13 protein-coding genes are annotated in these 12080 nt (G+C 60.9%); 5 read left to right on the top strand and 8 right to left on the bottom strand.

From position 1 onward, the window contains the following. The first annotated feature begins 3 nt into the window (after positions 1 to 3). Positions 4 to 603, top strand: a complete 600-nt coding sequence (locus tag E4O98_RS22995) for an NAD(P)H-dependent oxidoreductase (RefSeq protein ID WP_248136332.1) — start codon at positions 4 to 6, stop codon at positions 601 to 603. A 1-nt stretch (position 604) separates the two neighbouring features. Here E4O98_RS22995 and E4O98_RS22990 read toward each other — a convergent pair whose 3' ends face one another. From E4O98_RS22990 to E4O98_RS22980, 3 genes are all read right to left on the bottom strand, one after another. Next, entirely contained in the window at positions 605 to 994 is a 390-nt protein-coding gene (locus E4O98_RS22990; protein WP_005788540.1) for a hypothetical protein, read from the bottom strand. A 33-nt stretch (positions 995 to 1027) separates the two neighbouring features. Then, on the bottom strand, positions 1028 to 2284 hold the full coding sequence (locus E4O98_RS22985; protein WP_194438370.1) for a 3-phosphoshikimate 1-carboxyvinyltransferase: 1257 nt from the start codon (positions 2282 to 2284) through the stop codon (positions 1028 to 1030). A 161-nt stretch (positions 2285 to 2445) separates the two neighbouring features. Then, on the bottom strand, positions 2446 to 3000 hold the full coding sequence (locus E4O98_RS22980; RefSeq protein WP_248136330.1) for a UPF0149 family protein: 555 nt from the start codon (positions 2998 to 3000) through the stop codon (positions 2446 to 2448). Between the two features lie 185 nt (positions 3001 to 3185). Here E4O98_RS22980 and E4O98_RS22975 point away from each other — a divergent pair, with 185 nt between their 5' ends. Both E4O98_RS22975 and nudC read left to right on the top strand, forming a co-directional pair. After that, positions 3186 to 3998 (top strand): crotonase/enoyl-CoA hydratase family protein, encoded by an 813-nt coding sequence (locus tag E4O98_RS22975; RefSeq protein ID WP_032875698.1) that lies wholly within the window; start codon positions 3186 to 3188, stop codon positions 3996 to 3998. A 5-nt stretch (positions 3999 to 4003) separates the two neighbouring features. Further along, complete coding sequence (gene nudC / locus E4O98_RS22970; RefSeq protein ID WP_005788532.1) at positions 4004 to 4837, top strand: NAD(+) diphosphatase; 834 nt, start codon at positions 4004 to 4006, stop codon at positions 4835 to 4837. Here the strand turns inward: nudC and E4O98_RS22965 are convergent. From E4O98_RS22965 to E4O98_RS22955, 3 genes are all read right to left on the bottom strand, one after another. Further along, positions 4805 to 5584: a TSUP family transporter gene (locus tag E4O98_RS22965; RefSeq protein WP_005788530.1), complete on the bottom strand. Its 780-nt coding sequence runs from the start codon at positions 5582 to 5584 to the stop codon at positions 4805 to 4807. The genes nudC and E4O98_RS22965 overlap by 33 nt on opposite strands. A gap of 170 nt (positions 5585 to 5754) precedes the next feature. Continuing rightward, entirely contained in the window at positions 5755 to 6471 is a 717-nt protein-coding gene (gene pcsA, locus E4O98_RS22960; RefSeq protein ID WP_032875693.1) for a phosphatidylcholine synthase, read from the bottom strand. Between the two features lie 166 nt (positions 6472 to 6637). After that, on the bottom strand, positions 6638 to 7558 hold the full coding sequence (locus E4O98_RS22955; RefSeq protein WP_148854530.1) for a class I SAM-dependent methyltransferase: 921 nt from the start codon (positions 7556 to 7558) through the stop codon (positions 6638 to 6640). A 191-nt stretch (positions 7559 to 7749) separates the two neighbouring features. Between E4O98_RS22955 and mdeB the strand changes: the two genes are divergently transcribed. After that, positions 7750 to 10428, top strand: coding sequence for an alpha-ketoglutarate dehydrogenase (mdeB, locus tag E4O98_RS22950; RefSeq protein WP_248136328.1), 2679 nt, complete (start codon positions 7750 to 7752; stop codon positions 10426 to 10428). A gap of 43 nt (positions 10429 to 10471) precedes the next feature. On the opposite strand, the gene E4O98_RS22945 is transcribed toward mdeB, so the two are convergent. Further along, positions 10472 to 10957: a DUF1289 domain-containing protein gene (locus tag E4O98_RS22945; RefSeq protein WP_228309832.1), complete on the bottom strand. Its 486-nt coding sequence runs from the start codon at positions 10955 to 10957 to the stop codon at positions 10472 to 10474. A gap of 185 nt (positions 10958 to 11142) precedes the next feature. On the opposite strand from E4O98_RS22945, the gene E4O98_RS22940 reads away from it, so the two are divergent. Further along, positions 11143 to 11442, top strand: coding sequence for a putative quinol monooxygenase (locus tag E4O98_RS22940; RefSeq protein WP_032875681.1), 300 nt, complete (start codon positions 11143 to 11145; stop codon positions 11440 to 11442). A gap of 46 nt (positions 11443 to 11488) precedes the next feature. Here E4O98_RS22940 and E4O98_RS22935 read toward each other — a convergent pair. After that, positions 11489 to 12080: ribonucleotide-diphosphate reductase subunit beta (locus E4O98_RS22935; RefSeq protein ID WP_219273132.1), on the bottom strand; the 592-nt coding region annotated here is incomplete at its 5' end.

Genomic DNA, 12080 nt, shown 5'->3' with positions numbered 1-12080 from the left:
GTCATGCACGCCTTGATCGTAGTAGCTCATCACGACCGGAAATCGCTCACCCATAGCGTAGCGGCTCAGGTAGGCGCCGGTTTGACCGCCGCCGGCCACACCTTCGAAATCGCCGACCTTTCCGCCGAAGGGTTCGATCCACGCTACACCGCCGCCGACCATCAGGTGCACCGCGCTCATGCAACTCCGCCGGCCGATGTGCTGGCCGAACAGGCGCGTATCGAGCGCGCCGACGCGCTGGTGGTGGCTTTCCCGATCTACTGGTGGTCGATGCCGGCGTTGCTCAAAGGCTGGGTCGACCGCGTGTTCGTCAACGGCTGGGCGATTGATTATGGCCCCGACACACCCGTCGTGAAAAAACTGCGCCACTTGCAGGTGCACCTGCTGGCCCTCGGGGGCGCGGATGACAGCGCTTTCGAACGGCACGGCTATGCCAAGGCCATGCACACCCAGATCGATTACGGCATCTTTGATTACTGCGGGGCGCAGGTGCTGACGTCCAAGCTGCTGCTGGATTCGGAGAGCGGGGGCGCCCAGGCGCATTTGCACACGGCCAAAGCTGTGGGGCAGGGGATGTTCCAGCGCGAGACAGTCGCGGGGTGATTCAGGTGTCGCGAAACAGGTCGTGGGCATCGAGCAAGCGGTAGGCAATCTCGGGGCGTTTTTCCAGGCCGCGGCGGATCGACGCCGGGATCGATTGACGAGTCTTGCGGCACATGCCCGGCAACTCGTCGATAACGATCTGGATCCCGCGCATACTCTTGACCTCGGTATGCCCAGGCGCAATGTGCACGCGGATGCCCAGTTGCTCGTACATCCGCTGCTGCATGTGTTCAAGGTCTTGCAGACTCTTGAGGTTTTCAAGGCGTTCGAGCAGGATTTTTTCCTGCTGTCGCGTCAACTGGAGGATGCGCAGGTCCGCGCCGGGCGCCTCCAGCAGTTGTTCACGCTCGCACACACAGGCGCCGGGAGGGCAGGGTTGGCGAATGGTCATTGACGCTCCCGGCGAAGTTTCACGATCGGCGTGTCAGTAGGTCAATTGAACGCCCAGGCTGCCCAAGGCTTTCCAGTACTCAGGGTAGGTCTTGGCCACGCAGTCCGGGTCCTGGATGCGAATCCCCGAAACTTTCAGCCCGGCCAGGGCAAAGCACATGGCGATGCGGTGGTCGGCGTGGGTGTCGATCAGCGCCGTGCACGCGGTGCCGGCCAGGGCTGGGTCGCTCGCCACCAGCAGGTCGTCGCCCTCAATGCTCGCCAGGCCTGGGCGGATCTCATTGAGGCCGTCGTGCAGTGCCTGTACACGGTCACATTCCTTGACGCGCAGGTTCGCCAGTTCAGTAAAACGCACCGGGGTGTTGTTGAAAGCGGCGAGCACGGCCAGGGTCGGGATTGCGTCCTGCATTTGCGAACCGACCACCGTGGCTTGCATGTTCGGGAACTGGGCGATCACGGCCTGGGCCTGGGCGTCCGGCTGGGTGAAATCCTGGGCCGCGACACCGATGTCGATACGGCCAGCGGTCAGCACTTCGGCGGCCCACAGGTAGGTAGCGGCCGAGGCGTCGGGTTCGATCAGGTAATCCCGGGCGGTGTAGCCGGTCGGGGCGACGCGCCAGGTGGTATCGTCCACGGCTTCAACCTGGGCGCCAAAGGCGCGCATGCAATCCAGGGTCAGGTCCACGTAGCCACGGGCGCCGATGTCTTTGCCGGTCAACGCCACTTCAATCGGCGCCTCACCACAGGCCGCGAGCATCAGCAGGGCCGATACATACTGGCTGGACAAGCCGCCATCGATCTCAAAGCGCCTGGCTTGTACCTTGCCTGTGCCATGCACGGTCACGGGCGGGCAGCCAGTGGGGCTGTCGACCTGAATTCCGTTTTGGCCGAGGGCGGTCAGCAGCGGGCCAATCGGGCGCTTTTGCATGTATTCATCGCCGTCCAGCACCACGCTGCCTTGCACGGTGGCCACGGCGGCGGTGAGAAAGCGCATGGCAGTCCCGGCGTTACCGAGGAACAGTGGTTGGGCAGGCAATTGCAGCGAGCCTTGGCTGGTGACGACGAACGTGGTGTCGTCTGGCTCATCGATACTCACACCCATCTGACGCAGGGCGACTGACATATGGCGAGTGTCATCGCTTTTCAACGCACCGCTCAAACGGCTGGTGCCCTTGGCCAATGCCGCCAGCAACAGGGCGCGGTTGGTAATGGATTTGGAGCCGGGGGGCGCGACCTTGCCATTGAGAGGAAAGTTGGGCGGTGTAACGGTCACGGTTTTTTGCGAACTCAAGGTACAAGGCTCCTGGTCAAGGCGAGGTGGCGTGGAGTGGCCGACGTGCGGACCCGAATAATCAGGCAAACACGCCATGCTTGTCGAGTGAGCAAGTGATCTGCGTGATTTTTCTGAAATGTGCTCCGATTCAAATGTAGGACGGGGCCAGCAAGCCCGGCTTAACGCTGGCTCAACCAGTAGTCATGCAGCGCCCGTGCAGCCGGTTCGATTTCGCTGACCTGCTGTTGATGGGCGTTTATATCCAGGTCCGCCGGTAGTTCGAAATTGTCCTGCTCGGCGCACCCGGTGATTTTTTCCAGTTGCCCGGCTTGTTCGGCGGGCAATGGCGGCCAGTTGCCGATCGTCACACCTCGCACATAACCAAAACACCATTCTTCAGCCAGCGTCACCGCCTGGTCTTGATGTTCGGTTTCATCGAAACGGGCTTTGAACGCCTGGGAGTCGGTGGCCAATCGAGCGGCCAGGGTATTCATATGGCGTACACACAGTTCGAGAAAATCCTGGGCCTCGTCCATGTTGTCCCATTCAGGGTTTTGCCCACCCCAGATCGCCGGGAACCACTCGGCCACGTCCACCTTGGCCGGGCTGGAAACCAGGGCGGTGAAATAACCGTCGAGTTCGGCCATGTTCAGCACCGAGTGGTCTTCACCGTATTTGAGCAAGGTGGCGTCAATGAAGTCGAAATCGGCGGGAGCGAGGGGTTGGGCGTGCATGGCATATCCTTAAAACGTCGAGCGCCGCTGACAGGGGCGGCTTAAAGCGCAAAGGATGGCGTGTGCACCGGGTTTTATCCAGCGTCTTTTCCCTCACCGTGGCCAGTCCCGCTTTTGGCCGATGCGCCGTGGCGCACCCTTGATATAGTCTGGCCTTTCTCAATCGCCAGTCAGGGATCACTGCCATGTCCGAATACCAAGCCTTCGTTGTCGAACTGAGCGGCAACGTTGCCCATGTGCAGATCAATCGCCCGGAAAAGATCAACGCCATGAATGCGGCGTTCTGGACCGAAATCATCGACATCTTCCAATGGATCGACGACACCGATGCCGTGCGCGCCGTGGTGCTCAGTGGTGCGGGCAAGCATTTCTCTTCGGGTATCGACCTGATGATGCTGGCCTCGATAGCCAATGAGTTCAGCAAGGACGTGGGGCGTAATGCGCGCCTGTTACGGCGCAAGATCCTCGAGCTGCAAGCCTCGTTCAATGCGGTCGACCATTGCCGCAAGCCGGTACTCGCGGCAATCCAGGGCTACTGCATTGGCGGGGCCATTGACCTGATCAGCGCCTGCGACATGCGCTACGCGGCCGAAGGCGCGCAGTTCTCGATCAAGGAAATCGACATCGGCATGGCCGCTGACGTAGGCACTTTGCAACGCCTGCCGCGCATCATCGGCGACGGCATGTTGCGTGAGTTGGCCTACACCGGTCGCCAGTTTGGCGCCGAAGAAGCGCGCAGCATCGGCCTGGTCAATCGCGTGTATGCCGATCAGGACAGCCTGCTGGCCGGCGTTATGGAAATCGCCCATGAAATTGCCGCCAAGTCGCCAATCGCCGTGACCGGCACCAAAGCCATGATCAGCTACATGCGTGACCACACAGTCAATGACGGCCTGGAATACGTTGCCACCTGGAACTCGGCTATGTTGCAATCCAACGACTTGCGCGTGGCCATTGCGGCCCATATGAGCAAGCAGAAACCCGAATTCGTGGATTGACTGATATGACCCCAGGCTGGATTACCACAACGCTGCTGGATAACGACGCCGTCGGCGGCTGGGCCGTCGCCCGCAGCCGTGAGGGCTTTTTGCATGACGCCAATGGCCCTCTGTTCCCTCGGGAGTGGCTTAAGCGTCAGGACCTGCCGGTGTTCGCTGAACACGGCATCGGCCACCTCGATGGTGAACCGGTGTACTTGCTGGAACTCGACAGTGCTGCCGATGTGCCAGGGTGCAGTTGGCAGGGGCTGCGCGGTTTCATGCTACAGGGCGATCACACTCTCTACAGAGTGCTGGGCTACGCCGCCCAGATCGGCACCTGGGCGCGGGAGCATCGTTTCTGCGGCAGTTGCGGCCAGGCCATGGTTCAGGTCCCGCGGGAGCGGGCGATGTACTGCGCGCCTTGCGACCTGCGCAGCTACCCACGGATTTCGCCGAGCATGATCGTGCTGGTGACCCGTGGTGACGAGATTCTTCTGGCGCGCTCGCCACGGTTCGTCACAGGGGTCTACAGCACCTTGGCCGGCTTTGCCGAACCCGGCGAATCGGCCGAAGACTGCCTGATCCGCGAAGTGCGCGAGGAAGTGCAGATAGAAGTGAAGAATATCCAGTACATGGGCAGCCAGTGCTGGCCGTTCCCCCATTCGATGATGCTGGGTTTCCACGCCGAGTACGCCGGTGGCGACATCGTGCCCCAGGCCGACGAGATCGAGGATGCGCAGTGGTTCAACATCCACGAACTGCCGCCGTTGCCGGCGTCACGTTCGATTGCTCGTTACCTGATCGACCTCTACGTGGCCCGCCGCTTAGGCCACGCTGAACCAGTGCTGCCAGGCTAGGCGTACGGTCAGGCCCAGCACCACGGTGATAAACACCGGGCGAATGAATTTGGCGCCGCCGCTGATTGCGCTGCGTGCGCCAAAGAACGCGCCACACATCACTGACACGCCCATCGCCAGCCCGACGATCCAGTCTACCGAGCCATTGATGATAAACACCGTCAGCGCCGCCGCGTTGCTGACGAAGTTCATGCTGCGCGCGACGCCGCTGGCCTTCACCAGGTCGATGGGGTGCAGCAGCATCGTGCTGACGGTCCAGAATGCACCGGTGCCAGGCCCGGCCACGCCGTCATAGAAGCCCAGGCCAAAGCCCTGGGTGGCCTGCCATTTCTTCTTGATCGGTGCTTCGGCATCCACCGGCGCCTTTGGCGTACCGCCGAACAACAGGTACACCCCGCAGGCAAAGACGATCACCGGCAGCATCTTGTTCAGGGTTTCGGCGGGCAGGTAGTGGGCGACCACGGCACCGGTCAGTGCGCCGATCAATGTACCGACGATGGCGTGCACCCATTGGCGCGGGTGGAACAGCTTGCGCCGGTAAAAGGTGAAACTGGCGGTGGCCGAGCCGAAGGTGGAGCTGAGTTTGTTGGTGCCCAGTACCAGGTGAGGCGGCATACCGGCGGTGAGCAGAGCCGGAGTGGTCAGCAGCCCGCCGCCGCCGGCGATGGCGTCGATAAAACCGGCGATAAAGGCAACGACGGCCAGGATGGCCAGGGTGGTGAGGTCAACGCTGAGTTCGAAGGGCATGGGCAGGGCTTATTGTTGGAGGGCCGCAGAAAGCCAGCATCTTACTGCGATGTGACTCAAATGTGGGAGGGGGCTTGCCCCCGATGGCGGTGGGTCAGTCAGCTTATTGGTCACTGACCCACTGCTATCGGGGGCAAGCCCCCTCCCACATTTTTACCGAGCGTGCTCGGTCATTTGTGCGCGCCCAGCCATTCCAGCGCCGTACGCCAGATGCAAATGCCCAGGAAATACGCCGACATCAGCGACCACAATCCGAACGTCCACGGGTTGGTGTTGGGATAGTCCACCACCATCAAAAAGCTGCACAGTAACCAGATCGTAGTCACCGCAATATTGATCGGCATGAAGCGCTTGACCCGGAATGGGTGCAAAAACTTCATCGGTGTCACGGTCAGCAGGGCCAGGCCGATCACGGTCAGCAAGGTGACCCAGGCGTCAGGCTGGATGATGTACACGCACAGGGCGACCACGTTCCAGGCGGCGGGGAAGCCGACGAAGTAGTTGTCCTTGCTCTTCATGTTCACATTGCAAAAGCAGAACAGCGAAGACACCAGAATCACCGACACCGTAAACAGGTGGGTAAATTCCGGCAGGTCGATATAGCGGTAGATAAACAGTGCGGGGATGAACACATAGGTGAGGTAATCGATCACCAGGTCCAGAACCGAGCCGTCAAAGCTGGGCAATACCGTGCTGACATTCACCCGTCGCGCCAGCGAGCCATCGACGCCATCTACCACCAGCGCCAGGCCCAGCCACAGCAGGCACGCCTTGGGGGAGTTTTCCAGCAGCGCCAGGGTGGCCAGGAAGGCCAGTACCACTCCGGTGGCAGTAAAGCCGTGGGCGCCCCAGGCTTTGAGTCTGGCTACATGCAGGGTCGATATCACGGGCGGTTCTCCAAAAGGTCAAACGGGGCAGCCGACAACGTAGCGCCGTCGAGTCTGGCCGGGGAATGCAGGTATCGACCGGGAAGAGGGGGATAAGGTTCACCGCCCGGTGTCTGCGTAAGCGTAGCAAGCGTAGCAAGCGTAGCAAGCGTAGGACGATTCGGCATCAACCCTGACGGAACACCAGGGCCTTCAGCCCACTTTGCGGATCGACGTCGGGAAATTCCGGCGGGTTGTCCAGGCGCTGCACAAAGCGCAGGCCCGGTGCTTCGCGGGTTACACCGTCGATCAGGAAATCTTCGCCGAAGGCTGGGTCGTTCATGCACGCCAGCACCGTACCTTGGGCGGTGAGCAAGTCCGGCAGGCGGCGCAGCACGCGCTGGTAGTCCTTGGTCAGCAGGAAGCTGCCTTTCTGGAATGACGGCGGGTCGATGATCACCAGATCGTAAGGGCCGCTGTGGGTGACCTTGGCCCAGGACTTGAACAAGTCGTGGCCCAGGAAGGTGACTTTGCTCAGGTCATGCCCGTTCAGGCGATGGTTGTCGCGGCCACGACTGAGGGCGCCACGGGCCATGTCCAGGTTCACCACATGGTCGGCGCCGCCTTCGATGGCGGCCACCGAAAAACCGCAGGTATAGGCAAACAAATTCAGCACGCGCTGGCCTTGGGCCTGTTCGCGCACCCAGTTGCGCCCGTAGCGCATGTCGAGAAATAGCCCGCTGTTCTGCTTTTTACCCAGGTCGATCAGGTACCGCAGGCCGCCCTCGGTGATGGTCAGCTCATCGATGGCCTCACCCACTAACCACTCGGTGGTGCTTTGCGGCAGGTAGCGGTGTTGCAGCGCCACTGTGTGCGCGCCAAAGCTCGCCCAGTCGATGTTCAGCAGCGTCTGCTTGAGGGCTTGCAGGTGCTCGGTTTCCTTGAACAGCGCCACCAGCACCACCCCTTGCAGCCAGTCCACCGTCAGTTGTTCCAGGCCCGGCCAGCAACGGCCGCGGCCATGGAACAGGCGCCGGGTTTCCACCGGTGCGTCAGCCAGGGCGGTCAGCAAGTGGGCGTGAAGGGTAGCGAGTGCGTCTGGGTTCATCGTTGTGCGTCAGTCATCGGGCGGGCGGCATTTTAAACACAATTGCCGGGTTTGCGGGTGCATGAGCACAACGTGCTGGAATAAAGCCGATCTACAGTGATTCATGCTCAAAATTCTGTTGGGTGAGCCTGATAACAGGCAAAAAATCCTTCAGCACCGACATAAACTGGAAAAAAAGTCCGGAGGTGCCCATGAACGGTTTCGCCCACGCAGTCAATCACACGGCGCAGGATCAGCAGGAGCTGGATGAGTGGCGTGATGCCCTGGCCTCGCTGGTGGCCAATGCCGGCCCCGCCCGGGCCCGCGAAATTCTAGACCTGCTGGCCCGCGAAGGCGGTGCGCCGGGCATCGACTGGAAACCCCGCCACGGCACACCGTATATCAACAGCATCAGCGTCGAGCAGCAGCCGGCTTTTCCCGGCGACCTGGCCACCGAAGAGCGCCTCGCCTCGCTGGTGCGCTGGAATGCCCTGGCCATGGTGGTGCGCGCCAATCAGGCGTATGGCGAACTGGGCGGGCATATCGCCAGTTACGCCAGCGCCGCGGATTTGTTCGAAGTGGGCTTCAACCACTTTTTCCGCGCACGCAGCGAGCAATCCGGCGGTGACCTGGTGTTCTACCAGCCCCATTCGGCGCCCGGTATTTATGCCCGTGCCTACCTTGAAGGGCGCCTCACAGAACAGGATCTGGCCCACTACCGCCAAGAAATCGGTGGCCCGAAGGAGGGCGCTCGCGGGCTGTCCAGCTATCCCCATCCATGGTTGATGCCCGACTTCTGGCAGTTCCCCACCGGTTCCATGGGCATTGGCCCCATCAGCTCGATTTTCCAGGCGCGCTTTATGCGTTACCTGCAGCACCGCAGCTTGCAGGACACCTCGGACCGCCATGTGTGGGGCGTGTTCGGCGACGGCGAAATGGACGAACCGGAAAGCATGTCAGCCCTGACCCTGGCCGCCCGCGAGGGCCTGGACAACCTGACCTGGGTCGTCAACTGCAACCTGCAACGCCTCGACGGCCCGGTACGCGGTAATGGACGCATCATCGACGAGTTGGAGGCATTGTTCAGCGGGGCCGGTTGGAACGTGATCAAACTGGTGTGGGGCTCGGACTGGGATGCGTTGCTAGCCAAGGACGCCGACGGCTCATTGGTCCGAACCCTTTCGCACACCGTGGATGTGCAGTTCCAAACCTTCGCCGCCAAGGATGGCGCCTATAACCGCGAGCATTTTTTTGGCCAGAGTGAATCCCTGGCCAAGCTGGTCGAGGGCCTGAGCGATGATCAGATCGACCGCCTCAAGCGTGGCGGCCATGACATGGTCAAGATCCACGCCGCTTACCACGCTGCCCGCCGGACCAAGGGCAAACCCACGGTGATCCTGGCCCAGACCAAAAAGGGCTTTGGCATGGGCGAAGCCGGGCAGGGCAAGATGACCACTCACCAACAGAAGAAGCTTGATCGCCAGGCGCTGATTGCCTTTCGCAATCGTTTCCAATTGCCGCTGTCGGATGAGCAGGTCGAGTCCTTGAGTTTTTTCAAGCCGGCCGATGACAGCCTGGAGTTACGCTACCTGCACCAGCGCCGCAAGGCCCTGGGCGGTTACGTGCCCAACCGCAGCCAGCTCGCAGCGCGGGTCAGCGTGCCGTCCATGAGCGGTTATGCGGGTTTCGCCACGGCCGCTGAAGGCAAGGAAATGTCTACCACCATGGCCTTCGTCCGTATGCTCACCCACTTGCTCAAAGACGGACAATTGGGGCCGCGCATCGTGCCCATCGTTGCCGACGAGGCGCGTACGTTTGGCATGGCCAACCTGTTCAAGCAGATTGGCATCTACTCCAGTGTCGGCCAGCACTATGAGCCGGAAGACATCGGCTCGATCCTCAGTTACCGCGAAGCCACCGACGGGCAGATCCTGGAAGAAGGCATCAGCGAAGCCAGCGCCATCAGTTCCTGGGTGGCCGCCGCGACCAGTTACTCGGTGCATGGCCTGCGCATGTTGCCCTTCTATATCTATTACTCGATGTTCGGTTTTCAGCGCGTGGGCGACCTTATCTGGGCAGCTGCCGACCAGCGTGCCCGGGGCTTCCTGCTCGGCGCCACGGCCGGGCGCACCACCCTGGGCGGCGAAGGTTTGCAGCATCAGGACGGCAGCAGCCACCTTGCTGCCGACGCCGTGCCCAATTGCCGCGCCTATGATCCGGCGTTCGCCGGTGAGTTTGCGGTGATCCTCGACCACGGTATGCGTCGGATGCTGGAGCAGGATGTCGACGAGTTCTACTACGTGACGCTGATGAACGAAAACTACCCGCAACCCAGCCTGCCGGAAGGCGTGGAAGGCGCGATCATCAAGGGCATGTATCGCTTGCAGGGTACGCAGGACGCGCAGGTGCGCCTGCTCGGCTCCGGCACGCTGGTGCGTGAGGCCCTGGCGGCGGCGCAGTTGCTGATGGATGACTGGCAGGTGCAAAGCGCGGTGTACAGCGTCACCAGCTTCAGTGAACTGGCGCGGGAAGCGAGAGAGGTGGAGCGCTGGAATCGCCTGCATCCGCAGGGCATCAAGCGTGTCAGTCATTTGCATGACTGTTTGCCCAAAGGCGCGCCGGTGATTGCCGTGTCCGATTATGTGCGGGCAGTGCCGCAGATGATTGGCTCGTACGTGGATTCGGGCTACACCGTGCTCGGCACCGATGGGTTTGGGCGCAGTGATACACGGGCGGCGTTGCGTGATTTCTTTGAGGTGGATCGGCACCATATTGTGCTGGCAGCGTTGACGGCATTGGTGGAGCAGGGGAGTTTGGCGCCGGCGGTGTGTCAGCGGGCGATTCATCTCTACGGGTTGCAGCCAGAACGGGATGCGCCCTGGACCTGCTGATTGGGGAGGGGGCAAGTCGAAGCGTCGCACCGCCCCTCCCACATTAGACTGTGGCGATCAAGGCTGGCCCGAAGGCATCCTTGAGGAATCCAGGGGCGATATAGCGCTCGTAATGCGCCTCTGAAAGCAGAAAGAATTCCCGATCTATCGCATCGCGCAAATCCGCCAGGTGGCGCTCGCGAAACTCCGGCAGCAATGCCAACCCATAGGCATCCAGCCTGGAAATCACCCGTGCACCCCGCGCGATCAGCTGGTATGCCCAGCAATACGGCGACTGGTGCGGCATAAAGCGAATCTTGCGGGCCTCCAACTGCTGTCGCAGGCAGTGTGGGTCGAACACTTCCAGCTTGCTGGCCATCACCTGCACCAGTAGCTGTTCCAGACGCAGCCATACCGCCTGTTTTTCCTCGGCGTTATAGCCATTCCACTGGATCACCTCGTGGTGATAGCGCTTGCAGCCCCGACAGACCAGATCACCGTAGACGGTGGAGCACAGGCCGACGCAAGGGGTCTTGATGGAGTGCGGCATTTTCAAGCCTTTGAAGAAAGTGTAAGCGTGTTTAGTCGGTGTTTCTGCGTCGCCAAATGGGCAACGATGGCTTCAATCCATTGCGAGCGACACCCATGAGAACACCGATCAAACCCTGGCTGTATGCCGTGATGTTCACCGCTGTTGCCGGCTGTTCCAACCCACCCACTCAAAGAGACATCGCCATGCCCAAACCCCTGGTATCCCTCGCCGTACTCAAGGCCAAACCTGGCCAAGAGCACGCGCTCAAGACTGGCTTGCTGAGCCTGATCGAACCGACGCGGGCCGAACCTGGCAATCTGGATTACGTATTGTTCGAGCGACGCGATGAACCCGGCACGTTCTATATGCGCGAGGCATTCAAGAGCCAGGCAGCACTGGATGAGCATTTTGCCACGCCGTACTTCCAGCACTTTGCTGCCACGGCGGATGCTTTGCTCAGCGAGCCGTTGCAGTTGATTTTCCTGGAGCAGGTGTCGAACTGAAGCCGTTGACTGTAGGAGCGAGCTTGCTCGCTCCTACAGCATTACGTCAGTCCCAGCTCAGCGCACCACCTGTTTGATACTCGATCACGCGGGTTTCGAAGAAGTTTTTCTCTTTCTTCAAGTCCATGATCTCGCTCATCCACGGGAACGGGTTGGTGGTGCCTGGGTACTCTTCCTTCAAGCCAATCTGCGACAGGCGACGGTTGGCGATGAACTTGAGATAGTCCTCCATCATCGCCGCATTCATGCCCAACACACCGCGAGGCATGGTGTCGCGAGCGTATTCAATCTCCAGCTGTGTCCCCTGCAGAATCATCTGGGTCGCTTCTTCCTTCATCTCGGCATCCCACAAGTGCGGGTTTTCGATTTTGATCTGGTTGATCACATCGATACCGAAGTTCAGGTGCATCGACTCGTCGCGCAGGATGTACTGGAACTGCTCGGCCACGCCGGTCATCTTGTTGCGGCGGCCCATGGACAGGATCTGGGTGAAGCCGCAATAGAAGAAGATGCCTTCCAGGACGCAGTAGTAGGCGACCAGGTTGCGCAGCAGTTCTTTGTCGGTTTCGACGGTGCCGGTTTCGAACTTCGGATCGGAGATCGAGCGGGTGTACTTGAGGCCCCAGGCTGCCTTTTTG

Source organism: Pseudomonas sp. W2Jun17, from assembly GCF_023127795.1.
Classification (GTDB): Bacteria; Pseudomonadota; Gammaproteobacteria; order Pseudomonadales; family Pseudomonadaceae; genus Aquipseudomonas; species Aquipseudomonas synxantha_A.
This window is presented reverse-complemented; position numbering and strand designations above follow the sequence as displayed.